A 26,158-nucleotide genomic window follows, 5' to 3' on the forward strand; every position below is an offset into this window, starting at 1 on the left:
GCGCACATGCCCTTTACCCTTGCCACATGGAACATCAACTCTGTCCGCCTGCGGGAACCCATCGTGCGCAAACTGCTGCAAGAAGAAGGACCGGATGTCCTGTGCCTGCAGGAATGCAAAAGCCCGGTCGACAAGATCCCGCTGGAAAGCTTTGCCGAGCTTGGCTACGGCCACATGGTTGCGCGCGGGCAAAAGGGCTACAACGGCGTGGCGATCCTGTCGAAGCTGCCGATTGAAGAGGCTGGCGCCTTTGATTTCGCCGATCTCGGTCATGCCCGCCACATCGCTGGGCGGCTGGAAAACGGCACCGTTATCCACAATTTCTATGTCCCTGCGGGCGGTGACAAGCCGGACCGTGAGGTGAACGATAAGTTCGGGCAGAAACTGGATTACCTGACCGATATGCGCGACTGGTTCCAAGACAACCGCCCCGAAAAGTCGATCCTTGTGGGCGACCTGAACATTGCGCCGCGCGAAGACGATGTCTGGAATCACAAGCAGCTTCTGAAGATCGTCAGCCACACACCGATCGAGGTCGAACACCTTGGCAATGTTCAGGAAGAAGGTAATTGGGTCGACGTGACCCGCGCCGATATCCCCGAAGGCCTGCTGTACAGCTGGTGGTCTTATCGCGCCAAAGATTGGGATGCTGCAGATAAGGGCCGTCGTCTGGATCACATCTGGGCGTCCAAGGACATCTCTGCCGCGGCTCATGGTTCACGCATCCTGCGCGACGCGCGCGGCTGGGAAAAGCCAAGTGACCACGCCCCGGTCTTTGCGACCTTCGATCTTTAAGGTCGCTGGCTGGCGCCGGTTCTTCGTTCAGATTTGGAAAAAACACCTATATCGGGCGTCTGAACCCGGTGGTTGGCTTTTGCAAGCCTTGGCACCGGGACCCGCGCACGCCATATAGGGGTCGAAACAGACTTCAGAAGGAATGACCCCATGCTGGAATTCGGTCAGGACACTGCCGCCCCCGCCGCTGATTTGATCAAGGACGTCTCGGAAGCAACGTTCATGGCAGACGTGGTTGAGGCCAGCAAAGAAGTGCCGGTCATCGTCGATTTCTGGGCGCCGTGGTGTGGCCCTTGCAAGACGCTTGGCCCGCAGCTTGAAGCTGCTGTGACCGCAGCCGGTGGCAAGGTGCGCATGGTCAAGGTCAATGTGGACGAGAACCAGATGATTGCGGGCCAGATGCGCGTGCAGTCGATCCCCACGGTCTATGCGTTCCACGACGGCCAGCCGGTCGACGGGTTCCAAGGCGCTGTGGCCGGGTCCGAGGTGCAGGCATTTGTTGATCGTGTTGCGGCCCTTGGCGGCGACGGTGGTTTGGCCGAGGCCGTCGAGGCCGCCGAAACCATGTTGGAAGCAGGCGAAGTCGCCGATGCCGCGCAGACATTTGCCGCGATCCTTGGTGAAGACCCCTCGAACGCGGCTGCCTATGGTGGCCTGATCCGCGCCCATCTTGCGCTGGAAGAGGTCGAGAACGCCGAGCAACTGCTGACGAACGCCCCTGATGACATTGCCAAAGCGCCCGAGCTGGAAGCAGCGCGCGCGCAGGTCGAGCTTGCCAAGCAAGCCGCAGACGCGGGCCCTGTCGCGGAACTGCGCGCTGCCGTGGATGCGGATGCGGACAACCATCAGGCCCGGTTCGACCTGGCGCAGGCCTTGCATGCCAATGGCGACGTTCAGGAAGCTGTGGATGAATTACTGGAACTGTTCCGCCGGGATCGCGAATGGAATGACGCTGCCGCCAAGGCGCAGCTGTTCACGATCTTCGATGCGCTACAGCCGCAGGACCCGATTGCACTGACCGGCCGTCGCAAGCTGTCGTCGATGATCTTTGCCTAAACGGCAAACCGGACTAAGTTGATGGGCATGGTTTCGGCAGCAGACCTTCCGGACACGATCCCATTGTTCCCGCTTCCCGGTGCACTTTTGTTGCCCCGGGCGCGGTTACCTCTGCACATTTTTGAGCCGCGCTATTTGGCGATGCTGGATGACACGCTGAAGACCTCTCATCGGTTGATCGGGATGATCCAGCCGCAAGAGGTCCCCGCCGGGATGCCAGAGAAGCTGCACCAGATCGGCTGCGCCGGTCGCGTCACGGCATTTTCCGAGACCGAAGACGGCCGCTACATGATCACGCTGTCCGGTATCTCGCGGTTCCGCTGCAAAGAGCAGGTCACCGGGTTTTCTCCGTATATTCGGGCCGAGGTCGAATGGAACGGATTTGACCGCGATCTGGGCTCGACAGAGAACGACCCCGGTTTCCGCCGCAATTCTTTCCTGCCGCTGCTGGAACGTTTTTTCCGCGCGAGAGAGCTGGATACCGATTGGGAAAGCCTGAAGCAGGCGGATGACGAGTTGCTGATCAACTCTTTGTCGATGCTCTGCCCCTTTCCGCCCGAGGACAAACAGGCGCTTTTAGAGGCGCCCTCGCTGTCGACACGCCGGGAAACCCTGATAACCCTTCTGGAATTTGCGCTGCGCAGCGATGGCAGCGACGAGGTAATGCAATGAGCGAGCAAATCGAAACCGACCGTCGGATGCTGGAAACGCTGGTCTGCCCGGTAACCCATGGGCCGCTGACCTATGACGCAAGCAGTCAGGAACTGGTCTCGAAGGCCGCGAATCTGGCTTTTCCGATCCGCAACGGCATCCCGATCATGTTGGTGGATGAGGCGCGTCAGATCGACTGAGATCGAGGCCTGTAAGGGGCGCTCAATATCTGCCTGTATTTTGTGCATTTTGTCCGAAAATCGGCGCGCATGCGATTTGCAGTGGCTTAATTCTTGGTCACCGCTTGCCGTTGGCGCGTATTCGTTAACAGTTGAGTTATGACGACTCTTCCGACATTTGACGAAATGCTGATCGGACCTGATCAGGTCCGCGACCCTTACGAAGTCTATTACGACTGGTTCAGCAACGATGACATCAAGCGACTACGCAAGAAATCCGAGGATGCCGAGGCTTTCTTTCGCCGTATCGGTATTACCTTCAATGTCTACGGACAGGACGAGGCCGACGAGCGCCTGATCCCCTTTGATATCGTGCCGCGCATCATTGCCGCGCGTGAATGGGCACGTCTGGAACGCGGGATTGAACAGCGCGTGCGCGCGGTCAACGCCTTCCTGCACGACATCTATCACCGTCAGGAAATCCTGCGTGCGGGTCGCATCCCGAAAGAGATCATCGCCGGGAACGAGGCGTTCATACCCGAGATGATCGGCGTGAACCCACCGGGAGGGGTCTATACCCATATTGTCGGTGTCGATCTGGTGCGGACCGGCCCGGACGAGTTTTTCGTTCTGGAAGACAACGTGCGCACGCCCTCGGGCGTTTCCTACATGTTGGAAAACCGCGAAACGATGCTGCAGATGTTCCCCGAGCTGTTCACCAAGATGAAGGTGCGCCCGGTGTCCTCTTATCCGCAGCTGCTGCGCAGGTCGCTGTCTGACAGCGCGCCAAGCGGGTCGCCAAACAGCAAGCCGGTTGTGGCGGTGCTGACGCCGGGTATCCACAACTCTGCCTATTTTGAGCATGCTTTCCTTGCCGACCAGATGGGGGCAGAACTTGTCGAAAGCCATGATCTGCGGATCGAGGATGGGCGCGTCGCGATGCGAACAACGCAAGGGTATCAGCCAATTGACGTGCTGTATCGCCGTGTTGATGACGCCTATCTGGACCCGCTGACCTTCAACCCTGACAGTCTTCTGGGCGTGCCGGGGATCATGGATGTTTATCGGTCTGGAAACATCACGCTGGCCAATGCGCCGGGCACCGGTATCGCGGATGACAAGGCGCTTTATTCTTATATGCCCGAGATCATCGAGTTCTATACCGGTGAACAGGCGATCCTGAAAAACGTGCCGACGTGGCGCTGCTCTGAACCTGACGCACTGGCCCATGTGCTGGAGAACCTGAAAGAGCTGGTGGTCAAAGAGGTTCACGGTTCTGGCGGTTACGGCATGTTGGTGGGTCCGGCGGCCAGCAAGAAAGAATTGGCGGCTTTCGAGAAGAAACTGCGTGCGAAGCCTGCGAACTATATCGCACAGCCGACGCTAGCCCTGTCCACAGTGCCCATTCTGACCAAGGCGGGCTTGGCCCCCCGGCATGTGGACCTTCGTCCCTTTGTGCTGGTCTCTCCGAACCGGATCGACATTACGCCGGGTGGTCTGACCCGCGTGGCGTTGAAGAAAGGGTCGTTGGTGGTGAACTCGTCGCAGGGCGGGGGCACCAAGGACACATGGGTACTGGGGGACTGATCAGATGATGCTGGGCAAGACCGCTGGTGGCCTGTTCTGGATGTTCCGCTATCTAGAGCGCGCTGAAAACACCGCCCGCCTGCTAGAGGCAGGCTGGCGTATGGCCCTGACCCGATCAGCCGACGACGGGTCGAACGAATGGCAGTCGATCATCACGACGGCCGGAATGGCGCAGGGCTATAACGAGAAATACGACAGCTATACCTCGGGCAACGTGGTCAATTACATGCTGCGGGACCGGGATAACCCCTCAAGCATCATGGCGACGATTGATCAGGCCCGGTCAAACGCCAGAACGGTGCGCACGGCCCTCTCCAGCGAAGTGTGGGAGGCCACGAACGAATGCTGGATGGTGCTGAAGGAAGAGTTGGCGCGCCCTGTCAGCGAACGAAACCTGCATGATGTACTGGCCACGATCCGTTATCGGACCTCGGTTGTTCGCGGTGCCCTGCATGGAACGATGCTGCGCAATGATATCTTCTCTTTCGCGCGGCTGGGCACCTTTATCGAACGGGCCGACAACACGGCGCGTATTCTGGATGTGAAGTATTATGTGTTGCTTCCCTCTGCCGCCTTCGTTGGCACCAATATCGACAACGCCCAGTGGGAGGTTATCCTAAGGTCGGTTTCGGCCGAACAGTCCTATCGCTGGCTGAATGCGGGCGATACCTCCCCGCTTGGGATCGCAGAGTTCCTGATCCTTGATGAACGTATGCCTCGGTCGCTGGCGTTCTGCCAAAGCCAAATCGACAAGCACCTGCATCAGTTAGAGCAGGAATATGGTGCGCGCCAAGGCAGCCAGGCCCTGTCTGAAAAGATTAGCAAGCGCCTGTCTGACAGCACGATTTCCAGCATCTTTCAGGATGGCTTGCACGAATTCCTGCGGGATTTCATCGATGACATCCATAAACTGTCCTCTCTGATCGAGCAGGATTTCAGGTTCACCGGGTAACACATGAAACTGTCCATCACCCACGTCACGACTTACCAGTATGATACGCCGGTCCACTATGCGTTGCAGCAGCTGCGTCTGATCCCCCGTACAGGGCATGGGCAGACGGTGCTGAGTTGGGATTCCAAGATCACAGGCGGCAAGAAACAGCTGGTCTTTGACGATCAGTTCAACAACCACACCGAGTTGGTCAAAGTCGATACAGGTGTCACCTGTATCGAGATCGTCAGCACCGGCGAGGTAGAGGTTGAAGATCGGAATGGCGTGATCGGAACCCATGCGGGTTTCGCCCCGCTGTGGCTGTTTCAAGAATCTACTCCGATGACAGCGCCGGGAAATCAGGTTCGCCAACTTGCGGCCCGTGTCCGCGATGAAACCGAAGGACAGGATGATGTGGCCCGTCTGCATGCTGTGTCTGCGGCGATCTCGGAACTGGTGACCTATGAAATCGGGCAAACCGACAGCCAGACCACCGCCGAGATGGCCTTGGCCGCTGGGCATGGGGTGTGTCAGGACCATGCGCATATCATGATCGCGGTGGCGCGGCACCTTGGGTACCCCGCGCGCTATGTCAGCGGGTATCTGTTCATGGATGGGCAGGTGGCGCAGGATGCAAGCCACGCGTGGTGCGAGGTTTGGACCAAAGTGCTGGGCTGGGTTGGATTCGACGTCTCTAATGGAATCAGCCCGGATGCCCGTTACGTGCGTGTGGCGACGGGACGTGATTACAATGACGCTGCGCCAATTTTGGGAATTCGTCACGGTTCGGGGCAGGAAACCTTGCAGGTTAGCTTGCAGGTTCAGCAATAGGCTGATTGAAAGACCCTGAAGAAGGAGGCTCTATGACCTATTGCGTTGGCCTGATGTTGAAGAAGGGCTTGGTATTCATGTCCGACACCCGCACGAACTCGGGCGTCGACAATATTTCCACCTTTCAGAAGATGTTCACCTGGGAAGTCCCGGGGGACCGATCAATCACGCTTATGACGGCGGGCAACCTTGCGACCACGCAGGCTGTGGTCAGCATGCTGGAAGAGCGCAGCAAGGGCCCCGGCGACCGTAAACCCGGTATCCTTGAAGCGGAATCCATGTTTCAGGTGGCCAACATGGTGGGCAGCCTGTTGAAAGAGGTCATCGCCGTCCATGCAAACGCAGGGCAGCGTGCCGATGCGGTTTTTGACGCGACGATTATTCTGGGCGGGCAGATCGGAGAGGGCTCTCCGCGGCTGTTCATGATCTACCCCGAGGGCAACTTTATCGAAGCCAGTTTCGATACGCCTTTCTTCCAGATTGGCGAGACGAAATACGGCCGCCCGATCCTTGTGCGCGCCTATGACCCCGATATGAGCTTTGAAGACGCGATCAAACTGCTGATGGTCTCGTTCGATTCCACGATCAAGGCGAACCTGTCGGTCAGCCTGCCGCTGGATGTCCACGCCTATGAAGCAGGCAGCCTGAAGAATGGGCGCGTCTTCCGCATTCAGCAGGACGACCCCTATTACGAGGCTGTTTCAAGCGGATGGGGTGTGGCGCTGCGCGAGGCTTTTCGACAACTTCCCGCGTTCGCTCTTCCAAAAGACGACTGAGCCCCGGTTTTCGATTAAAACGGTCTGGAAATTCCGGGCGGCGTAAGCGTTTTGCCTCCCACCTGCACATCCGGGTGGGAGACCAATTCTAGACGCGGGCTGCGGGCCCGCGGTTTGTTTTAGGCGGCCAGACGCTCGGCCAGAATGGCCAGCAGCTTGTCGTGGTCCTTGTTGAAGTTGCGGATGCCTTCGGCCAGCTTTTCGGTGGCCATCGCATCTTCGTTCAGCGCCCAACGGAAATCAGCCTCTTCCATCGGGATCGGTGCAACACCGGTCGCATTGTCCGCCGACAGAACCTGAGGCAGCTCGGACGCGTCAGAGCCAAGCTCTTCCAGCAGCGCCGGAGAGATTGTCAGGCGGTCGCAGCCCGCCAGCGCCTTGATCTGGTCGCTCGACCGGAAGGACGCGCCCATGACGACCGTGTCGATGCCGTTCGACTTGTAGTAGTCATAAATGCCGCGCACCGACAGAACACCCGGATCTTCGTTTGGCGCATAGGATTCAACGCCATCGGCCTTTTTGTACCAGTCGGTGATCCGGCCCACGAAGGGCGAAATCAGGAAGACGCCTGCGTTTGCACAGGCTACCGCCTGCGCCAGACAGAAGATCAGGGTCAGGTTGCACTGGATATTTTCTTTTTCAAGGATCTGGGCGGCGCGGATGCCTTCCCAAGTGGCGGCCAGCTTGATCAGGATGCGGTCGCGGCCAATGCCTTGGGCTTCATAAGCGGCGATGATCGCACGCGCTTTTTCCAAAGAGGCCTCTACGTCGAAGGATAGGCGCGCATCCACCTCGGTCGACACACGGCCCGGGACCAGCGCGGAAAGCTCGGCGCCAACGCCAACGGTCAGTGAATCGGCAACCTGAAGAGGGGTTTTGCCCTCGGCTTTGCCTGCGGCGATTTCGCGGTCGACCATCTCGGCATAGGCCGGGCTTTGCAGCGCTTTCAGCACTAGGCTTGGGTTGGTCGTGCAATCGACGGGCTTCAGGGCGCGAACGGCGTCAATGTCGCCGGTGTCTGCGACAACAACAGTCATTTCGCGAAGGGCATCAAGGGCGGTGGGCATAGGTCTGGTCTCCATCAGGGACGTGATCTCTTGTGGCAGGGCGCCGGGTCCATGATCGTCTACAGGTTTGCCATCGGGGAAGTCAATCCGGGCCTGATAGCGGTAACAGTAAACGAGCATGAACTCGGCATTGAAGCAGAAAACTTGCAGGCACATATATAAAAATTATAATATGTCCTTCAACAGAGGTACCTTGTCCATGATCCGCAAGATCAGCGCACTCTTATTCCTATGGGTCGCAAGCGCGACTTTCTCGACGGCCGGCACCGAATTGGTGATGGTCGAAGAGCCGGGCTGTGTCTATTGCATGCGCTGGAACACCGAGGTTGGCCCGATTTACCCCAAAACCCCAGAGGGGCAAGCAGCTCCATTGCGCAGGATCGACCTTACTGAAAGTCTGCCCGCAGACCTTTCGTTTCGCTCGCGTCCGGTGTTTACCCCGACCTTTGTCCTTATGCGTGACGGTCAGGAAGTCAGTCGGATCGAGGGATACATGGGGGATAACCTGTTTTGGGGAATGCTGGGTATGATGTTCGAACAGAATTCTGTTCACAGGAGCGGTGGATGAAAGATTCCAACGCCAATTCAGACCAGCGCCGTTCAGCGCTTCCGATCTTTCATGAAGACACCAGCGAGGCAACGCTGGACAAGATGATGGATAATGCCACGACGGCTGCGAGCTTTCTAAAGGCGATCGGGCACGAAGGGCGGATGATGACCCTGTGCTATCTGTCCAGCGGCGAGAAATCTGTAAGAGAGTTGGAATCCTTGTTGTCGGCCCGTCAGGCGGCTGTGTCGCAACAATTGGCGCGTCTGCGACTGGAAGGCCTGATTGTGCCTCGTCGCGAAGGGAAAACGATTTACTACCGTTTGGCCGATGATCGTGCGCGACAGGTCATGGAATTGGTGTATCGTCTATTCTGTAGCGAGGAGAATAAGTAGACTCGTACTACTTTCGAGCCGGACTTAGGGAGGGCCCCGGCAATGTTTGACTTGGCAAACGAAGGTTTCGTAGTGCTGCTGATCGGCTTGGCCGGTGGCATTCTGCTTGGGTTGGCCGCTCGACTGGGGCGTTTCTGCACCTTGGGTGCATTGGAAGACGTACTGTATTCTCACAACGATATTCGCCTGCGCATGTGGGCCGTGGCCATCGGTGTCGCGATGATCGGCGTGCATGTGCTGGTGGGGCTTGGTATCATTGACCTGTCGGCGGTAGGTATTCTGTCTGATAAATGGAACCCAGTCGCCAGCATCGTTGGTGGTCTGCTGTTCGGTTATGGCATGGCCCTGTCTGGCAACTGCGGTTATGGCGCCTTGGCGCGGCTGGGTGGCGGTGACCTGCGTAGCTTCGTGATCGTGCTGGTGATGGGGCTCGCGGCCTATGCAACCCTTTCCGGGCCTTTGGCCTATCTACGCATTTGGGTCTTCCCTCAGGTTCAGGCAGAGGCGACGCCCAGCCTGTCAGTTTTGGCCGAACAATCCTTCAGCTTGCCTGCCGGGATGGCAGGGATCGTGATTGGCCTAGTGATTCTTGGGTTTGCCGTCGCGCCAAAAAGAATGCGCGAGGACCGCCCGGCAATGTTCTGGGGCGCTGTCGTTGGATTGGCTGTGATGGCCGGCTGGGGAGGTACGGCTTGGGTTGCACATACCAGCCTAGGCGCGGTGTCTGTGCAATCGCACACCTTCTCTGCCCCGGTGGGCGAGGCGATGCTTTATGCGATGACCGCGTCCGGTCAGACGCTTAGCTTTGGTCTTGGATCGGTGGCCGGTGTTTGGATTGGGGCCTTTATCGGCAGCCTGATCAAGGGGCACTTCCGTTGGGAGGCCTGTGAAGACCCGCGCGAACTGAAGCGCCAGATCTTTGGTGCTGGCATGATGGGCGTCGGGGCCGTGATCGCCGTGGGGTGCAGCATTGGGCAAGGCCTGTCGGCGATGGCCGTTCTAAGCTATGGCGCCCCGGTTACGTTGATTTCGATCGTTCTTGGGGCGGCTTTTGGCCTACGCCAGCTGATTGAAGGGTTCCACCAACCCGCCGAATAGGTCTGCGACGTTTCCAAGGCTTGCCAAGTCGATCAAATAAACACATCATGTTTTTCGAATATGTTGTGGGAGGTCATCTGGCGTCATGCTTGAAGTCACGTATTGGGGCGCGGCGATTGCCGGGCTGTTGTCCTTCCTGTCCCCCTGTATCCTGCCGATCGTGCCGTTCTATCTAAGCTATCTGGCCGGGACCGGGATGAGCCAGATATCCGCAGATGCGCCGATTACACCCGCTGTGCGGAACCGTGCGGTCGTCGCCGCGATCTGCTTTGCCCTTGGGGTGATCACAGTCTTTATGGGGCTTGGGGCCTCGGCCTCTGTCTTTGGGCAGATGGTGCGCGAATATTTTGATGTCCTGCGATGGTTCGCGGCGGGGCTGATAATTATCATGGGCCTGCATTTTCTTGGTGTGATCCGGATCGGCATTCTCTACCGGCAGTTCCGCGCTGATGCAGGAGAGGTTTCGAACCTCAGCTTTGCCGGTGCCTACCTCGTTGGGCTGGCCTTCGCCTTTGGTTGGACGCCCTGTGTTGGCCCGGTTTTGGCGGCGATTCTGTTCACGGCCGCAGGAACCGAGACCGCTATGAAAGGCGCCACGCTTCTGTTTACCTACGGGGCCGGCATGACCTTGCCATTCGTGGTGGCTGCGATGTTCATCGGACCGTTCATGCGCTGGATGGCTGGTTTCCGCCGCCACCTGCCCTTGATCGAGAAACTCATGGGGGCGATGCTGATCGTCTTCGGTCTGCTGATCGCGACGAATTCAATGAATATTATTGCGCAATGGATGTTGGAGGTATTTCCCTCTTTTGCGAGCTTTGGTTGATAAAGGGAGGACGACATGAAACGTATTCTCATGATTTTGGCGCTGGTCTTCACGCCCGTGACCGTTTGGGCGGTCGAGCTTGGCGATGACGGGCTGCACAAAACCGCGTGGATGCGCGATACGTTCAAAGACATGGCCGAGGATCTGGCCGAGGCCAATGCCGAGGGTAAACGCCTGATGGTGCTGGTCGAGCAGCGTGGCTGCATCTATTGCACCAAAATGCATAACGAGGTTTTTCCCGACCCCGATGTGGAGGCTTATATCGAGGACAATTACTTCGTCGTGCAGATGAATCTGTTCGGTGATGTCGAGATGACGGACTTCGACGGAGAATCGCTGCCAGAAAAAGATATGGCGATGAAATGGGGCGTGATGTTCACGCCGACGATTCTCTTTTTTCCGGAAGAAGTCGGCGAAAATACTCCGGCAAATGAGGCAGCGGTTGCAGTGATGCCAGGCGCGTTCCAGAAGGGTACGACACTGGATCTTTTGAGCTGGGTGGTGGAAAAAGGCTATACAACTGGGGAAAATTTCCAGAAATATCACGCTCGTAAGATAAATGAGCGCCGGCAGCTACGTTGAAAGTTACCTAAAGTCAACCCAACATCATAATCATGTAAGTGAATATGTTATTGCGTGAAAGCTCGATTGTACGCTATGGTGCACGAAGATAGTTCTAGGGAGGACGCATGAAACGAACTTTTGTTGCGGCGGCGGTGGTGATGGCGGGAACTTTTCCTGCGCTTGCCGAGGTTGTCGCTCCCGCTGCAGTAACCTACGCCGATGGCGCGGTTGCTCAATCCCTCACCGGGCAGGCGGGTAACGCAGACGCAGGCCGGACCGTAATGACCACTCGTGGTCTGGGTAACTGCATTGCTTGTCACCAAGTAACCGCACTGGAAGATTTCCCCTTCCACGGTGAAGTAGGCCCGTCGCTGGACGGTGCTGGTGATCGTTGGACACAAGAAGAGCTGCGCGGCATCGTCGCAAACGCCAAAATGATGTTTGACGGAACCATCATGCCAGCCTTTTACAAGAAGAGCGGATATGTCCGCCCGGGCGATGGCTACACTGGCAAAGCTGCGAAAGAAGAAGACCTAGAGCCCCTGTTGACGGCTCAGCAGGTCGAAGACGTTGTCGCCTATCTGGCGACCCTTACAGAATAACCCCCGGAGATAGACATGGAACTCACTCGTCGTAATCTCTTGGCTGTCGGCTTTGGCGCCGCAACGGTAGCAGCACTGCCGATGCGCGTTCTCGCGGCTGCCGAAGAGCAGATCAACGCCTTCACCGGCGGAGCCGAAGCGGGCGAAGGTGGCATCACCCTGACCGCACCGGAAATCGCTGAAAACGGTAACACCGTTCCGATTTCGGTCGACGCACCCGGCGCCGCTGAAATCCTGATCCTGGCACTTGGCAACCCGACCCCGGGCGTCGCCAAGTTCACCTTTGGTCCGGCCGCAGCATCGCAGTCGGCCTCCACCCGTATTCGTCTGGCCGGCACGCAGGACGTTGTGGCCATCGCCAAAATGGGCGACGGCAGCTTCGTCAAAGCATCGTCGACCGTTAAGGTCACCATCGGCGGCTGCGGCGGCTAAGGCTAGAGGAGAATAGAAAATGGCATCTGGTGTAAAACCCCGCGTAAAAGTCCCGAAGTCAGCCGCTGCAGGCGACTCGATCACGATCAAAACTTTGATCAGCCACAAGATGGAAAGCGGTCAGCGCAAGGATAAAGAGGGCAACCCCATTCCGCGCTCGATCATCAACCGCTTCACTTGCGAGTTTAACGGTGAGTCGGTCATCGACGTCACTCTGGAGCCCGCGATCTCGACCAACCCGTATTTCGAATTCGATGCGATGGTCAAAGAGGCAGGTACTTTCAAGTTCACTTGGTATGACGATGACGGTGACGTCTACGATACCAGCAAAGACATCGCGATCGCGTAAGCAGCAGCGCTTGACAGGGAGGAAACGCAATATGCGTAAAATGATGACAAGCGTCGCAGCGATGACTGCAGCAATTGCTCTGGCAGCCGGTGCTGCCAGCGCTGGCCAAGAAGACAATCTGGTCGTCAACGAAGAGATTGAAATCGTTGTCCGTACTGACGCCCCGGCGCATATGGAAAACGTGGACACAATCTATTCCGGTTGGACGTTCCGGTCGGATGAGACTCAGGCCTTGCAGATGGATGACTTCGACAATCCGGGCATGATCTTTGTCGACATGGGCCGCGAAGTGTTTGACGCCGCTGCGGGTTCGGAAGGCAAATCGTGCGCGTCTTGCCACGAGTCGCCGGAGAACCTGAAAGGGGTCAAGGCGGTCTATCCGAAGTGGAACGATCAGGCTGAAGAAGTCTACACGATCGAAATGCAGATCAACGAATGCCGCACCGACCGTATGGGGGCTGAAAAGCTCAAGTACAACGGTGGCGACATGACCAACCTCGTTGCGCTGCTGGCGTCGGTATCTCGCGGCATGCCCGTGAACGTCGCCATCGACGGTCCGGCTCAGTCCACATGGGAATGGGGCAAAGAGCTTTACTACTCCCGGACCGGTCAGTTGGAGTTGTCCTGTGCGAACTGCCACGAAGACAACTATGACAACATGATCCGTGCAGACCACCTGAGCCAAGGCCAGATCAATGGCTTCCCGGCTTATCGTCTGAAGAACGCCAAGCTGAACACGGTCCACGACCGTTTCAAAGGCTGCGTTCGTGACACACGTGCAGAAACCTATGCGCCGGCCTCGCCAGAGTTCGTGGCACTGGAGCTGTACCTGTCTTCGCGCGGTAACGGTCTGTCGGTCGAAGGTCCTTCGGTCCGCAACTAAACTCAACGAACCCGCCCTTGGCGAAAGCTGGGGGCGGGTTTTAAGTATCTAAACATATTCAATCATATGAATGTGACACAAATTTAGCTGGGAAGAGAAAGATGATTTCACGGCGTGATTTTCTGCAGGTCAGCATGGCAGCAGCAGCGATGTACGGGACTTCCGGTTTTGGCAACTGGGCCAAGCTGGCGGCCCAACAGGCCCTGACTCAGGACGACCTTTTGCAGTTCGATACCTTCGGAAACGTATCGTTGATTCATATCACCGATATCCACGGCCAGCTAAAGCCCCTGTATTTCCGCGAGCCTTCGATCAACATCGGTGTTGGTGACAACAAGGGCGCGGTTCCTCACATCACCGGCGCGGATTTCCGCAAAGCCTATGGCATCGCGGATGGGTCTCCCTCTCATTATGCCCTCAGCGCCGGTGATTTTGATGCTCTGGCCAAGACCTACGGAAAGATCGGTGGTCTGGACCGCATGGCAACGGTGATCAACGCGATCCGCGCTGACCGCCCTGATGCGCTGCTGCTGGATGGCGGCGACACCTGGCACGGCTCTTACACCTGCTATCAGACTGAAGCGCAGGACATGGTCAATGTCATGAACGCGTTGAAGCCTGACGCGATGACCTTCCACTGGGAGTTCACGCTCGGCTCTGAACGCGTGACCGAACTGGTCGAAAGCCTGCCTTTCGCGTCCCTTGGACAGAACATCTTTGATGCCGAGTGGGACGAGCCCGCCGAGCTGTTCAAGCCGTACAAATTCTTTGAGCGTGGCGGCGTGAAGATTGCCGTCATCGGTCAGGCCTTCCCCTATATGCCGATCGCGAACCCGGGCTGGATGTTCCCGGAGTATTCGTTCGGGATCCGTGACGAAAACATGCAGGCGATGGTCGACGAAGTACGCGGCATGGGTGCCGAGTGTGTGGTCGTTCTGTCCCACAACGGTTTCGACGTGGACAAGAAGATGGCCAGCCGCGTGAAGGGTATCGATGTGATCCTGTCGGGCCACACCCATGACGCCCTGCCGGAACCGGTTCAGATCGGGAACACTTTCATCATCGCCTCGGGGTCGAACGGCAAGTTCGTCAGCCGCGTCGATCTGGATGTTCGCGATGGCAAGATGATGGGCATCCGCCACAAGCTGATCCCCGTCTTCTCGGACGTCATCACGCCGGATGCAGCCGTATCCAAACTGATCGACGAGCAGCGCGCGCCGTATGAAAGCGCGATGCGCGAAGTGATCGGCACCACCGACACGATGCTGTACCGCCGCGGTAACTTTAACGGATCCTGGGATGACCTGATCTGTGACGCCCTGATCACCGAGCGTGAAGCGGATATCGCCATGTCGCCGGGTGTTCGTTGGGGCCCAAGCCTGCCTTCGGGCAGCGAGATCACCCGTGAGGACATCTGGAACGTGACCTCGATGTCTTACGGTCAGGCCTACCGAACAGAGATGACCGGTGAGTTCATCAAGGTGATCCTTGAAGACGTCGCCGACAACATCTTCAACCCGGACCCCTATTACCAGCAGGGTGGCGACATGGTCCGCATCGGTGGCATGGGCTACCGCATCGACATCACCAAACCGCAGGGCAGCCGCATCAGCGATATGACCCTTCTGAAAACGGGCGAGGCAATTGATCCGTCCAAGAATTACGTCGTCGCCGGCTGGGCCAGCGTCAACGAAGGCACCGAGGGGCCGATGATTTGGGAGGTGGTTGAAAACCACATCCGCAATCAGGGCACCGTCAAACTTGATCCGAACAACAGCGTCCAAGTCGTGGGCGCCTAAGATAAACCGCAGGAGAATCGACAGATGACCGATGACACCAAGGACTTTGCGCCCTCGCGCAGACAGTTCCTGTCAGGCGCTGCCGCAGCAGGCGCCGGGGCCGTGGCGGGTACTGCCGCCAGCGCAGCGGGTCCCGACCCGCTGATCACCGAAAAACAGCCATGGGCGCAGGAACTGGGGGCTGGCGTAGACGAGACCCCCTATGGTCTGCCGATCAAGTACGAAAGCGATGTCGTACGCCGGAATGTTGAATGGCTGACAGCTGATCCGATCAGCTCGATCAACTTCACCCCGATCCACGCGCTGGACGGCACGATCACCCCGCAGGGCTGTGCGTTTGAACGCCACCACTCGGGTGCGATTGAGCTGCGCAAAGAAGACTATCGCCTGATGATCAACGGCCTTGTCGATAAGCCGCTGATCTTCACCTATGACGATCTGGAACGCTTCCCGCGTGAAAACCACGTCTACTTCTGCGAATGCGCGGCGAACACCGGCATGGAATGGGCGGGCGCACAGTTGAACGGTGCCCAGTTCACCCACGGTATGGTCCACAACATGGAATATACCGGCGTGACCCTGCGTACCTTGCTGGAAGAAGCTGGTCTGGACACCGCAGGTGACCTGAAAGACAAGTGGGTCTATGTCGAAGGCGCGGATGCCTCGTCGAACGGTCGTTCCATCCCGATGGAAAAGGCGCTGGACGACTGTCTGGTGGCGTTTAAAGCCAACGGCGAAGCCCTGCGGATGGAGCACGGTTACCCGGTCCGTCTGGTTGTTCCCGGTTGGGAAGGCAACATGTGGGTTAAATGGCTGCGCCGCATCGAGGTCACCGACCACGCTGTTGAAAGCCGCGAAGAGACCTCGAAGTACACCGACACTCTGGAAGATGGCACCAGCCGCAAGTGGACCTGGGCGATGGATGCGAAATCCGTCATCACCTCGCCTTCGCCGCAGATGCCGATCAAACACGGCAAAGGCCCGCTGGTCATCACTGGTCTGGCATGGACCGGTCGTGGCGCGATCACCCGTGTCGACGTGTCGAAAGACGGTGGTAAGACCTGGGAAACCGCACGTCTGGCGAAGCCGGGCGAGAAAATGGCCCTGACCCGTTTCTATCTGGATACCACATGGGACGGCGAAGAGATGCTGCTGCAATCGCGCGCCATGGATGACACAGGTTACGTTCAGCCGACCAAAGCGCAACTGCGCGAGGTGCGCGGCGAGAACTCGATCTATCACAACAACTGCATTCAGACCTGGTGGGTCAATAAAGACGGAGAGGCGGAAAATGTCGAAGTCTCGTAATCTGATTATCTCTACTGCGCTGGCCTCGACGCTGGTTGCGGGTCCCGCCTTGGCGGAGAAGTTCGGTCTGGGCCGCGAAGCTCTGCCCGAAGAAATCGCCGCGTGGAACGTGGACATCGCGCCCGATGGAACCGGTCTGCCGGCCGGTTCGGGTGATGCGTTCACCGGCGAAGAGGTCTTTGCCGAAGCTTGTGCAATCTGCCACGGCGACTTTGCTGAAGGTCGTGACAACTGGCCCAAGCTGGCAGGTGGCGAAGGTACTTTGGCGGACAAAGACCCGCTGAAAACTGTCGGTTCCTACTGGCCGTACCTGTCGACCGTATGGGATTACGTCAACCGCTCGATGCCGTTTGGCAACGCACAGTCGCTGACCGCGGACGAGGTTTACGCGATCACAGCGTATATCCTGTATTCGAACGACCTGGTGGATGATGATTTCGTTCTATCGAACGAAAACTTTATGGACGTCGAACTGCCTAACGCCGAAGGCTTCATCATCGACGATCGTGCCGAGACCGAGTACCCGATCTTTAACGTTGCTTGCATGAGCGACTGTAAAGAGAGCGTCGAGATCACCATGCGCGCAGCCGTTCTGGATGTGACGCCGGAAGACGAAGGCACAGAGGCAGAGGAAGTGGCGCAGACCGAGACCGAAGCTCCGGCCGCGGAAGAAGTTGCCGCTGCCGAACCTGCTGAAGAGGCACCGGCAATGGCTGCACTGGACATGGAGTTGGTCGCTGCAGGCGAAAAAGTCTTCAAGAAGTGCAAGTCCTGTCATACCGTTGGCGAAGGCGCCAAGAACAAGACCGGCCCCGGCCTGAACATGATCGTGGGTGCGCCCGTTGGTGCGGTCGATGGCTTCAAGTATTCCAAGCCGATGAAGGCCGCTGCGGAAGCAGGTCAGACTTGGACCGAGGAAGAACTGGCAGCCTTCTTCGCGGCGCCCCGGAAGTACATGAAAGGCACCAAAATGTCGTTCAACGGTCTGAAGAAGGAAGCCGATATCGCCGCTGTCATCGAATTCCTCAAGAACAACGGCAACTAAGACATGCGCCGGGTCCTTGCCATAGCGACGTTCTGCATAGCCTCTGCCGGGGCTGTGCAGGCTGCCAATATTGGTGACGCGAAAGCGGGCGAGAAGCACTTCAAGCTTTGCAAAAGCTGTCACCAGGTTGGACCCGGCGCCACCAACCGAGTTGGGCCGCAACTGAACGGTTTGTTCGGTCGCAAAGCCGGTTCGGTTGAAGGTTTCAAATATTCTAAGGGCATGATCCGTGCTGCGGATGGCGGCCTTGAATGGCACGCCGAACAGCTTCATGCCTATTTGGAAAACCCGAAAAATCTTGTTTCGGGTACCCGGATGAACTTCCGGGGAATGAAAGATGTCGATGAACGGGCGGATTTGATCGCCTATCTGCGGACCTTTTCGGACAATCCGCGCGACATTCCCGAAGCGGATCCGACTGCACGTGGCACAGACCACGATGTTGATCCCGCGATTCTGGCCATTCAGGGTGACCCGGAATACGGGCAATACCTATCGAGCGAATGCGTCACTTGCCATCAGATCGATGGCGATGACGATGGCATCCCATCTATTACTTTTTGGCCGGAAGAGGACTTTGTCGTCGCTCTTCATGCCTACAAATCAAAAAAACGGGCGCATCCGGTCATGCAAATGATTGCGGGTCGCCTATCCGACGACGAAATTGCGTCGCTTGCAGCATATTTTAAAGACCCCGAGCAGTAGGACACAGACTGACTGCACTAAGTAATTTTTAAGAGCGTAAAGGGAGGACAGCACTATGACATTAAACAGACGTAAATTCCTTGGCACAGGTGTTGCCGTGGGGGCGTCCATGTCGGCCCCGATGGTTATGGGTGCCGCACACGGTAAGCCGAAGGTTGTTGTCATTGGCGGCGGGGCCGGTGGTGCAACAGCAGCGCGTTATATCGCCAAGGACAGCAAGGGTGAGATCGACGTCACCCTCGTCGAACCGACCCGGCGGTATTACACCTGCTTCTTCTCGAACCTGTATCTGGGTGGGTTCAAACAATTCAACGATATCGGCCATTCCTATGGCAAGCTGGCATCGGAATACGGCATCAACGTCGTGCATGACTGGGCGATCGGCATAGATCGCGACACCAATATGGTGACCTTGGCCGGGGGCAGCAAACTGCCCTATGACAAGCTGATCCTGTCGCCGGGTATCGACTTTGTCGACGGTGCGGTTGAAGGCTGGGACATCAGCGCCCAGAACAAGATGCCCCATGCCTATAAGGCCGGGTCGCAAACCGAACTGCTGAAAGCGCAACTGGAAGCGATGCCCGAAGGTGGCACCTTTGCAATGGTCGCGCCGCCGAACCCGTATCGCTGCCCTCCGGGACCGTACGAGCGGATCTCGATGATCGCGCATTTCCTGAAGCAGAATAACCCGACCGCGAAAATCATCGTGGCCGATCCGAAGCCGAAGTTCTCGAAAATGGCTCTGTTCCAAGAGGGCTGGGGGAACCACTATGACGGCATGATCGACTGGATCGGTCCGGACTTTGGTGGTGACTCTGTTTCGGTAAACCCGGATGCGATGACCGTGACCATCGACGGTGAAGAGAACAAAGTTGACGTCTGCAACGTGATCCCGGCGATGAAGGCTGGCAAGATTGCTGAAATCGCAGGTGTGACCGATGGCAACTGGGCTCCGGTAAACGCGGCAGATATGTCGTCCAAAGCCGACCCGGACATCCATGTTCTGGGTGACGCAGCTGCCCAAGGTGACATGCCGAAATCGGGCTATGCGGCCAACAGCCAGGCGAAGGTTTGCGCCATGGCCGTGCGCGGCGCGCTGACCGGCTCTAAGGTCTTCCCGGCGAAGTTCTCGAACACTTGCTGGTCGCTGATCACCACCAATGACGGCATCAAAGTAGGCGCGAACTATGAAGCGACCCCGGAAAAGATTGCTTCGACCGGTGGCTTCATCTCGAAGACCGGCGAATCTGCCGAACTTCGCAAGGCGACCTATGAGGAATCCGAAGGTTGGTACACCGGAATCACCTCTGATATGTTCGGATAATTGAAGATTTCCGGCGGCATCTGATGTGGATCAAGGTGCCGCCGGTTTAATGCGATCAGATAGGTTCAGGAGGATATGAATATGAAACGTATGTTTTTGAGCGCCGTTTGCGCAGCCACTTTTGCCACCGCTGGTTTTGCTGGTGAGGCAGTAACTTACCCCTTCGACGGTAGCTTTGACGATGCCACCTTTGGTGTCGAAAGCGCGATCGTCGATCGCGGGTTTGTAATCGACTATGTCAGCCACGTGGGCGAGATGCTTAATCGCACCGGCGCCGATGTTGGCAGTGACAAAGAGATCTTTGCAGCAGCGGACACGTTCCTCTTCTGCTCTGCCGTTCTGTCCCGCAAGGTGATGGAAGCGGACCCAATGAATATCGCCCATTGCCCGTATGGCATCTTCGTTACCGATCAAGGTGGCGACGTGTCGATCGGCTATCGGACCTTGCCCGAGGGCGCGATGCAGGAAGTGCAAACTCTGTTGGATGAGATCGCACGAGAAGCCGCAGGACAATAAACTATGGATTACCAGACCTTCTTCAAAACCTCGCTCGATGATCTGCGCGACAGCGGTAACTACCGTGTCTTCGCAGACCTAGAGCGTCATCGCGGAAATTTCCCAAAGGCGATCAATCGCCATGACGGGGGCAAACGCGATGTGACGGTCTGGTGTTCCAATGACTATCTCGGCATGGGCCAGCATCCCAAGGTGCTGGCGGCCATGCATGACGCCATCGACCGCTGCGGTGCAGGGGCTGGCGGCACTCGGAATATTTCCGGCACGACCCATGACCACGTTCTGCTTGAACAGGAACTGGCTGATTTGCACGGCAAAGAGGCAGCGCTGCTGTTCACCTCTGGTTACGTGTCGAACTGGGCGGCGCTTGGTACTTTGGCCTCGAAAATCCCCGGCTGCGTTGTTCTGTCTGACGAGTTGAACCACGCGTCGATGATCGAAGGCATTCGCCATAGTCGTGCCAAGTGCATGATCTGGAAGCACAACGATCTGGCCGATCTGGAGACAAAGCTGAAAGAGCTGCCGCTGGAGACGCCGAAGCTGATCGCCTTTGAATCCGTCTATTCGATGGACGGGGACATCGCCCCGATCAAAGAGATTTGCGATCTGGCCGATCAGTATAATGCCATGACCTATCTGGACGAGGTCCACGCGGTCGGCATGTACGGCCCTCGTGGCGGTGGTGTGGCTGAACGCGAAGGTCTGATGGACCGCCTGACCGTGATTGAGGGCACGCTTGGCAAAGCCTTTGGCGTCGTCGGCGGATATATCGCGGCCTCGTCCGAACTGTGCGATTTCGTACGCAGTTTTGCCTCTGGCTTCATCTTCACGACCGCGCTGCCCCCGGCGGTTGCAGCAGGTGCGGCGGCCTCGATCCGCCACCTGAAGGAAAGCTCGGTCGAACGTGAAGGCCAGCAGGCCCGTGTTGCTGAATTGCGTGCGCGTCTGGATGCGATCGGCATCCCGCATACCGACAACCCCAGCCACATCATTCCGGTGATGGTTGGCGACCCGGTGAAGTGCAAGTTCATCTCGGACAAGCTGATGGACGACTTCGGCGTCTACATTCAGCCGATCAACTACCCAACCGTTCCCAAGGGAACCGAGCGTCTGCGGATCACCCCCTCGCCGGTTCACACCTCTGAGGACCTTGATCATCTGGTCGAGGCGCTGGAAGACCTCTGGGCCCAGTGCCAATTGGCGCGTATGCCCTTGGCGGCGCAGTAACTCACACCTTTATTGGCCACCGAATTTGACGGGGATCAAGGAAACTTGGTCCCTGTTTTCTTAAGAATTCCCGAAGGAATCGGGAGCGGACGATGATCAACGATTTTATTGAAACGATTGGCGATGGCTGGGCTTTGCTTTTGGCGGGGCTGGTGGTTGGGCTGATCTTTGGAGCGGCAGCACAGCATTCGCGGTTTTGCCTGCGTGCAGCGACGGCCGAGTTCGCCGAAGGGATCCTAAGCGGTCGTCTGGCAATTTGGTTGCTGGCTTTCACGGCAGCTGTCGCCGCAACCCAAGGCGCTGTCTTGTTGGGCTGGCTGGACACCGATGTCGCGTCGCAGATCGCCTCGACCGGCAGCATGTCAGGGGCGATTATTGGCGGCCTGATGTTCGGTGCCGGCATGATCCTTGCGCGGGGCTGTGCCAGCCGCCTTTTGGTCTTGTCAGCAACCGGTAACCTTCGTGCATTGATGACCGGGCTTGTGCTGACACTGGTCGCTCAGGCTGCGCTTCGTGGCGGGTTGGCGCCAGCACGCGAAACACTGTCTGGACTGTGGTTGGTGGACGGGGGCGCATCCCGCGACCTGTTGGCATTGACGGGCCTTACCTCTTCAGTCGTCCTTAGCGTTTCCCTGATCGGGCTTGCGCTGACAGTATTCTGGGCGGCTGTTCGTTTGAAACTACAGCCAACCCACATGTTGGGCGCTGTGATTGTCGGGGCCTCGGTCGCGCTTGGCTGGGTGCTGACATATCAACTTTCGCAGACCCTGTTTGATCCGGTACCCGTGTCCAGTGTTACCTTTACCGGCCCGGCAACTGATACCCTGATGGGATTGGTCAACAGCCCGAATATCGAGTTCTCGTTCGGTATTGGTCTGGTGCCCGGCGTTTTCATCGGGTCCGGCCTTATGGCCCTGCTAAGCGGAGAGTTCCGTATTCAACGCTTTGGCGAAGACACCCCGATGGAGCGTTACCTTGTCGGCGCGACACTTATGGGCTTTGGCGCGATGCTGGCCGGTGGTTGCGCGGTTGGCGCAGGTGTGTCCGGCGGGGCGATCTTCTCGCTCACCGCTTGGGTGGCCGTATTCTTTATGTGGGTTGGCGCGGTGATGACACAGCGTTTGATGATCTCAGCCCGCAGGGTCGCAGTCTCAACGGCCTAGTAAAAAGGCGGCCCGCAGGCCGCCTTCTTTATCTTATTCCCATTCCATTTGTTCGAACACGCGGCCTGCGTTCTTGGTGGCCAGTTCTTCAAACGTGTCGAGGTTGGTATAGGGTGACTGATCGACGTAGTAGGCCCCTGCCAGATCACCGCCCTCGTCGATATGCGCTCCGATCTTTTCACGCAGATACTCTAGGTAGCCCTTCGTGTACCGGCGCACCTGCGCCATGTTGGTCGGATGGCCGTGGCCCGGGATGACATAGGTCGCGTTCAGCGCCTCGAATTCAGTGTCCCAGGTCTCCAGCCAATCGGCGGTCATGGTGTGTTCAAAGATCGGCAGCATGCGCTCGTGAAAGGCCATGTCGCCCGAGATCACCAGTGACTGGTTCGGCAGCCAGACAACGATATCGCCGGGGCTGTGTGCCGGGCCCAAATAACGGGCTTCGATCCGGAATTCGCCTAGTTCCATGACATATTCGTCATCGAAGATCTCGGTCGGTTGAACCAGTTCGGTACCGTCGGCCTTTTCCTTGATCGTGCGCAGGTGGGCCTGCTGCGTCTGGGCGCCGTATTCCTGGAATTCATGCGCGGCTTCGCTGTGGGCGATGACCGGAACGCCCTGACCGACCCAATAGCTGTTGCCCAGCATCGCATGGCCTTGGCCGTTTTCAGTGAAAACGGCGACGACGGGTTGGTCGGTGACCTCTTTGATCTCAGAATGCAGCGCCTCTGCCAGCTGATAGGACGCACCGCTGTTCACAACGACCACGCCTTCGCCGGTTACGATGAAGCTTAGGTTGTTGTTGTGACCAGAGTTCTCATAGGTGGGCGGGGCCGTCGCGCCGATGGCAGAAAAGACACCGGGAATAACCTCTACCGGATGCTGGTACAGGACCGATCCGGGGTATTGGTCGGCAATATCCTCATTCGCCAGAAGGGCGGTGGGAAGAAGGGACAGAAGAAGCCAGCGCATTAGGTGCTCTCCGGGACGAAACGGTAATTTCCGTCGTGGCGCTCTACCCGGCCGAACCCGCCTTGGGGCAGGTGGAACCCGACCATCGGCATCTGTTCCGTGGCAAGGCGATCAAGAAGCGCCAGTCGCGTGGCCGCCCCTTTTTCGGCGTCTTGGTCAGAACCCGACGCAAGTTCAGGTTTGGCAAATGCCAAGTGCCCATTGCCGATGGCGTCGCCGACAACCATCACCGATTGACTGCCCGAGCGGACCTCGAACGCCATATGCCCCGGCGTGTGGCCAGAGCTGTCGACGGCCATGATGCCGGGCAGAACTTCATCGCCTGCGTCAAAGAAGTCGATGGCGTCTTCGATGGCTTCCAACCGGCGGGCGGCGCCCACTGCGAAAGATGCGCGTGCCTCTCCGATGGTGTTCACGGTTTCCGGGTTGGTCCAGTAATCCCATTCGGCCCGGCCAATATGATGGCTGGCATTGAAAAAGACCGGATCGTCGAAGTCATCCAGAACGCCCCACAGGTGATCGGGGTGAGCATGGGTAAAGATCACGTGGGTCACGTCGTCAGGCGCGACGCCGATCGCATCAAGCGTGTCGAGCAAGTCCCCTGCTGTGGGCATGAACCCGGCGCCAGAGCCCGCGTCGAAGAGGACCGTGTTTTCACCATCGCGGACAAGGGTCAGGTTGCAGGGCGACTTCAGGATCTCACCATCAGCGCCATGCTGGGCAAGGATGCGGGTGACCTCTTCTGACGGCATCTCGCCGATCAGAAAGCTGGCGGGCAGTTCAAGATGCCCGTCGCTGACCGTGTCCAGCATCATCGAGCCAAAGCTGGTGCTGGCGTGCGACAGAAGCGGAAGCTGTGAGGCGAGTCCGGCCGAAGCAGCCGTGCGCAGAAAGCGCCTGCGAGTAATCATTTACATCCTCCCAGATAGAAATAATCGCTTTTTTGAATATATAGAGGAAGTACTTGAAATGCTACAGGATTCGGGGTGGCATTTAGGGCTCTCGACCTTAAAGCAAAAAGACGCCTATGCTACAGGTGAAGAAACAGAAGGTGGTCACTTTGGAAAGTTGGATTGATCGGTTCACAGGGCTGGCTAACCTGCCCGACCACCTGCGGCGTTTTCTGGCGGACCGCAGCACGGTGATCAAGGTTTCCGAGGGTACGATGATCTTCGGGCCGGGCAAGTCGCCGGACCATATGCTGCTGTTGCTGGAAGGAACCGTTCGGGTTCAGCAGCGATCCGATACCGGGCGTGAAATTGTTCTGTATCGCGTCACTGCCGGTGAAAGCTGCGTGATGACGACGGCCTGCCTTTTGGCGCATGAAGATTATACAGCTGAAGGCATTGCTGCGACCGATGTGAAAGCAGCGGCGATACCACGTGCTGTGTTCGACGATCTTCTTGCGCGGTCACCAGAGTTCCGCAGCTTTGTCTTCTATGCCTATTCCAAGCGGATGACCGACCTGTTCATGATCATTGACGAGGTTGCTTTCAAACGGTTGGACATCCGACTGGCGCAGAAGATCTTGACCTTGGCCGATGACAGCGGTGTTCTGAAGACCACCCACCAGAAATTGGCGGCAGAGCTGGGCTCTGCCCGCGAGGTGGTATCAAGGCAGCTGCAAGAATTTCAGCGGCGTGGCTGGGTGGCCCAGTCCAGAGGGACGATCGAGATCCTAGACCGCGAAAACCTGCAGGCCTTGGCCGAGGTAAAATAAGTGTAAGTTCAATGTACAAGGTGCGTATGGCCGTAAGGGATGATGATTTTTTCCCATAAAATCGGGTAATTATACATTTATCTCACAAGTTTGGTGACTTGGTCACTGAAGCGCTGCCGGACCGTGCCTAAATCCAGATCAACGGAAACGGAGCGAACAATGACTAAAAATGTGGGGACAATAGACCGTGTCATACGTGCGGCTATTGGTGTGAGCCTTCTGGCGCTGGCTTTAGCCGCCGACTTGGCGATCTTTGAGAATATGGCGCTGCAGATCATCGCCGTCGCAGTGGGCTTGGTGATGCTGACGGTGTCGGCCACTCGCGTCTGCCCGATCTATTCCATCTTCGGCTTTAAGACTTGCGAGGTGGCCCAATGATCGAGACAGCATTTACGCCTTATCAATCGCTGGCAGGCGGTGTTCTGATTGGCCTTGCCGCGGTTTTCCTGATGGCCACCATGGGCCGTGTTTTTGGCGCGACCGGTATTCTGGCCGGGATCGTCGCGCCCAGTTCCAGTTCTGACCTTGGATGGCGACTGGCCCTGTTCCTTGGGATGATCACTGGTCCGGCGGCGATGCTGCTGCTGACCGGAGAGATGCCAGCGGTCCAGGTTCCCGTGTCGATGCCAATGTTGGCAGTCGGTGGTGTGATCGTGGGTGTTGGCGTGACCTATGGGTCGGGCTGTACATCAGGCCATGGGGTCTGTGGGATGGCGCGTTTGTCGCCTCGATCCATCGCGGCGACACTGGCGTTTATGTTCAGCACTGGCGTCACTGTCTACGTCATCCGCCACGTGATCGGAGGATAAG

At 57.7% G+C, this 26,158-nt stretch carries 31 protein-coding genes; 28 read left to right on the plus strand and 3 right to left on the minus strand.

The features are described from left to right. Positions 1-6: 6 nt before the first annotated feature. The 8 genes from CLM58_RS03095 (at position 7) to CLM58_RS03130 (ending at position 6,806) form a co-directional block, all read left to right on the plus strand. Entirely contained in the window at positions 7-795 is a 789-nt protein-coding gene (locus tag CLM58_RS03095) for an exodeoxyribonuclease III (RefSeq protein WP_095594427.1), read from the plus strand. 150 nt (positions 796-945) lie between these two features. Continuing rightward, a complete protein-coding gene (locus CLM58_RS03100) occupies positions 946-1,851 on the plus strand; it encodes a thioredoxin family protein (protein ID WP_095594428.1) in 906 nt (301 codons plus the stop codon). A 27-nt stretch (positions 1,852-1,878) separates the two neighbouring features. Beyond that, positions 1,879-2,523: an LON peptidase substrate-binding domain-containing protein gene (locus CLM58_RS03105; RefSeq protein ID WP_095594814.1), complete on the plus strand. Its 645-nt coding sequence runs from the start codon at positions 1,879-1,881 to the stop codon at positions 2,521-2,523. Then, a complete protein-coding gene (locus tag CLM58_RS03110; RefSeq protein ID WP_095594429.1) occupies positions 2,520-2,702 on the plus strand; it encodes a Trm112 family protein in 183 nt (60 codons plus the stop codon). Before CLM58_RS03105 ends, CLM58_RS03110 begins: the two co-directional genes overlap by 4 nt. A gap of 138 nt (positions 2,703-2,840) precedes the next feature. Continuing rightward, entirely contained in the window at positions 2,841-4,268 is a 1,428-nt protein-coding gene (locus tag CLM58_RS03115; protein WP_198950943.1) for a circularly permuted type 2 ATP-grasp protein, read from the plus strand. Between the two features lie 7 nt (positions 4,269-4,275). Then, positions 4,276-5,220, plus strand: coding sequence for an alpha-E domain-containing protein (locus CLM58_RS03120; RefSeq protein ID WP_095594816.1), 945 nt, complete (start codon positions 4,276-4,278; stop codon positions 5,218-5,220). A 3-nt stretch (positions 5,221-5,223) separates the two neighbouring features. Continuing rightward, on the plus strand, positions 5,224-6,030 hold the full coding sequence (locus CLM58_RS03125) for a transglutaminase family protein (RefSeq protein WP_095594430.1): 807 nt from the start codon (positions 5,224-5,226) through the stop codon (positions 6,028-6,030). Positions 6,031-6,062: 32 nt separating this feature from the next. Continuing rightward, positions 6,063-6,806, plus strand: a complete 744-nt coding sequence (locus CLM58_RS03130; protein WP_095594431.1) for a proteasome-type protease — start codon at positions 6,063-6,065, stop codon at positions 6,804-6,806. A 119-nt stretch (positions 6,807-6,925) separates the two neighbouring features. Here the strand turns inward: CLM58_RS03130 and tal are convergent, their stop codons facing one another. Further along, positions 6,926-7,993 (minus strand): transaldolase, encoded by a 1,068-nt coding sequence (gene tal, locus CLM58_RS03135; protein ID WP_229666185.1) that lies wholly within the window; start codon positions 7,991-7,993, stop codon positions 6,926-6,928. 52 nt (positions 7,994-8,045) lie between these two features. Between tal and CLM58_RS03140 the strand changes: the two genes are divergently transcribed. From CLM58_RS03140 to CLM58_RS03220, 17 genes are all read left to right on the plus strand, one after another. Continuing rightward, positions 8,046-8,441, plus strand: coding sequence for a thioredoxin domain-containing protein (locus CLM58_RS03140; RefSeq protein ID WP_233132966.1), 396 nt, complete (start codon positions 8,046-8,048; stop codon positions 8,439-8,441). Continuing rightward, on the plus strand, positions 8,438-8,815 hold the full coding sequence (locus CLM58_RS03145) for an ArsR/SmtB family transcription factor (protein ID WP_095594433.1): 378 nt from the start codon (positions 8,438-8,440) through the stop codon (positions 8,813-8,815). The genes CLM58_RS03140 and CLM58_RS03145 overlap by 4 nt, the downstream gene beginning before the upstream one ends. A 42-nt stretch (positions 8,816-8,857) precedes the next feature. Next, on the plus strand, positions 8,858-9,913 hold the full coding sequence (locus CLM58_RS03150; protein ID WP_095594434.1) for a YeeE/YedE family protein: 1,056 nt from the start codon (positions 8,858-8,860) through the stop codon (positions 9,911-9,913). A gap of 85 nt (positions 9,914-9,998) precedes the next feature. Then, positions 9,999-10,739 (plus strand): cytochrome c biogenesis CcdA family protein, encoded by a 741-nt coding sequence (locus CLM58_RS03155; RefSeq protein WP_095594435.1) that lies wholly within the window; start codon positions 9,999-10,001, stop codon positions 10,737-10,739. A 15-nt stretch (positions 10,740-10,754) separates the two neighbouring features. Then, on the plus strand, positions 10,755-11,321 hold the full coding sequence (locus CLM58_RS03160; protein WP_095594436.1) for a thioredoxin family protein: 567 nt from the start codon (positions 10,755-10,757) through the stop codon (positions 11,319-11,321). Between the two features lie 107 nt (positions 11,322-11,428). Beyond that, positions 11,429-11,905 carry a sulfur oxidation c-type cytochrome SoxX gene (soxX, locus tag CLM58_RS03165; protein ID WP_095594437.1) on the plus strand — a complete coding sequence of 159 codons (477 nt, stop codon included), beginning with the start codon at positions 11,429-11,431 and terminating at the stop codon, positions 11,903-11,905. 15 nt (positions 11,906-11,920) lie between these two features. Beyond that, positions 11,921-12,337: a thiosulfate oxidation carrier protein SoxY gene (gene soxY, locus CLM58_RS03170; RefSeq protein ID WP_095594438.1), complete on the plus strand. Its 417-nt coding sequence runs from the start codon at positions 11,921-11,923 to the stop codon at positions 12,335-12,337. Positions 12,338-12,356: 19 nt separating this feature from the next. Next, positions 12,357-12,686, plus strand: coding sequence for a thiosulfate oxidation carrier complex protein SoxZ (gene soxZ, locus CLM58_RS03175; RefSeq protein ID WP_095594439.1), 330 nt, complete (start codon positions 12,357-12,359; stop codon positions 12,684-12,686). A gap of 31 nt (positions 12,687-12,717) precedes the next feature. Next, positions 12,718-13,569: a sulfur oxidation c-type cytochrome SoxA gene (soxA, locus tag CLM58_RS03180; protein WP_095594440.1), complete on the plus strand. Its 852-nt coding sequence runs from the start codon at positions 12,718-12,720 to the stop codon at positions 13,567-13,569. Between the two features lie 101 nt (positions 13,570-13,670). Beyond that, positions 13,671-15,368, plus strand: a complete 1,698-nt coding sequence (gene soxB / locus CLM58_RS03185) for a thiosulfohydrolase SoxB (RefSeq protein ID WP_095594441.1) — start codon at positions 13,671-13,673, stop codon at positions 15,366-15,368. Positions 15,369-15,392: 24 nt separating this feature from the next. Continuing rightward, on the plus strand, positions 15,393-16,676 hold the full coding sequence (gene soxC, locus CLM58_RS03190; protein WP_095594442.1) for a sulfite dehydrogenase: 1,284 nt from the start codon (positions 15,393-15,395) through the stop codon (positions 16,674-16,676). Then, positions 16,660-17,721: a c-type cytochrome gene (locus tag CLM58_RS03195; RefSeq protein ID WP_095594443.1), complete on the plus strand. Its 1,062-nt coding sequence runs from the start codon at positions 16,660-16,662 to the stop codon at positions 17,719-17,721. Before soxC ends, CLM58_RS03195 begins: the two co-directional genes overlap by 17 nt. 3 nt (positions 17,722-17,724) lie before the next feature. After that, positions 17,725-18,426 carry a c-type cytochrome gene (locus CLM58_RS03200; protein ID WP_095594444.1) on the plus strand — a complete coding sequence of 234 codons (702 nt, stop codon included), beginning with the start codon at positions 17,725-17,727 and terminating at the stop codon, positions 18,424-18,426. Between the two features lie 55 nt (positions 18,427-18,481). After that, positions 18,482-19,750 carry an NAD(P)/FAD-dependent oxidoreductase gene (locus tag CLM58_RS03205; protein ID WP_095594445.1) on the plus strand — a complete coding sequence of 423 codons (1,269 nt, stop codon included), beginning with the start codon at positions 18,482-18,484 and terminating at the stop codon, positions 19,748-19,750. 81 nt (positions 19,751-19,831) lie between these two features. Next, a complete protein-coding gene (locus CLM58_RS03210; protein ID WP_095594818.1) occupies positions 19,832-20,266 on the plus strand; it encodes a DUF302 domain-containing protein in 435 nt (144 codons plus the stop codon). Between the two features lie 3 nt (positions 20,267-20,269). Continuing rightward, positions 20,270-21,493 carry a 5-aminolevulinate synthase gene (hemA, locus tag CLM58_RS03215; protein WP_095594446.1) on the plus strand — a complete coding sequence of 408 codons (1,224 nt, stop codon included), beginning with the start codon at positions 20,270-20,272 and terminating at the stop codon, positions 21,491-21,493. Positions 21,494-21,585: 92 nt separating this feature from the next. After that, complete coding sequence (locus CLM58_RS03220) at positions 21,586-22,656, plus strand: YeeE/YedE family protein (RefSeq protein ID WP_095594447.1); 1,071 nt, start codon at positions 21,586-21,588, stop codon at positions 22,654-22,656. Between the two features lie 33 nt (positions 22,657-22,689). Here the strand turns inward: CLM58_RS03220 and CLM58_RS03225 are convergent, their stop codons facing one another. After that, a complete protein-coding gene (locus CLM58_RS03225; protein ID WP_095594448.1) occupies positions 22,690-23,628 on the minus strand; it encodes an MBL fold metallo-hydrolase in 939 nt (312 codons plus the stop codon). Further along, positions 23,628-24,539, minus strand: coding sequence for an MBL fold metallo-hydrolase (locus tag CLM58_RS03230; RefSeq protein ID WP_095594449.1), 912 nt, complete (start codon positions 24,537-24,539; stop codon positions 23,628-23,630). The genes CLM58_RS03225 and CLM58_RS03230 overlap by 1 nt, the downstream gene beginning before the upstream one ends. Before the next feature lie 116 nt (positions 24,540-24,655). On the opposite strand from CLM58_RS03230, the gene CLM58_RS03235 reads away from it, so the two are divergent. From CLM58_RS03235 to CLM58_RS03245, 3 genes are all read left to right on the plus strand, one after another. Beyond that, a complete protein-coding gene (locus CLM58_RS03235) occupies positions 24,656-25,348 on the plus strand; it encodes a Crp/Fnr family transcriptional regulator (RefSeq protein ID WP_095594450.1) in 693 nt (230 codons plus the stop codon). A 159-nt stretch (positions 25,349-25,507) separates the two neighbouring features. Beyond that, a complete protein-coding gene (locus CLM58_RS03240) occupies positions 25,508-25,726 on the plus strand; it encodes a YgaP family membrane protein (protein WP_095594451.1) in 219 nt (72 codons plus the stop codon). Continuing rightward, a complete protein-coding gene (locus tag CLM58_RS03245; protein ID WP_095594452.1) occupies positions 25,723-26,157 on the plus strand; it encodes a YeeE/YedE family protein in 435 nt (144 codons plus the stop codon). Before CLM58_RS03240 ends, CLM58_RS03245 begins: the two co-directional genes overlap by 4 nt. The last annotated feature ends 1 nt before the right edge of the window (position 26,158 follow it).

The sequence above is a fragment of the Actibacterium pelagium genome, from assembly GCF_002285415.1.
Classification (GTDB): domain Bacteria; phylum Pseudomonadota; class Alphaproteobacteria; order Rhodobacterales; family Rhodobacteraceae; genus Actibacterium_B; species Actibacterium_B pelagium.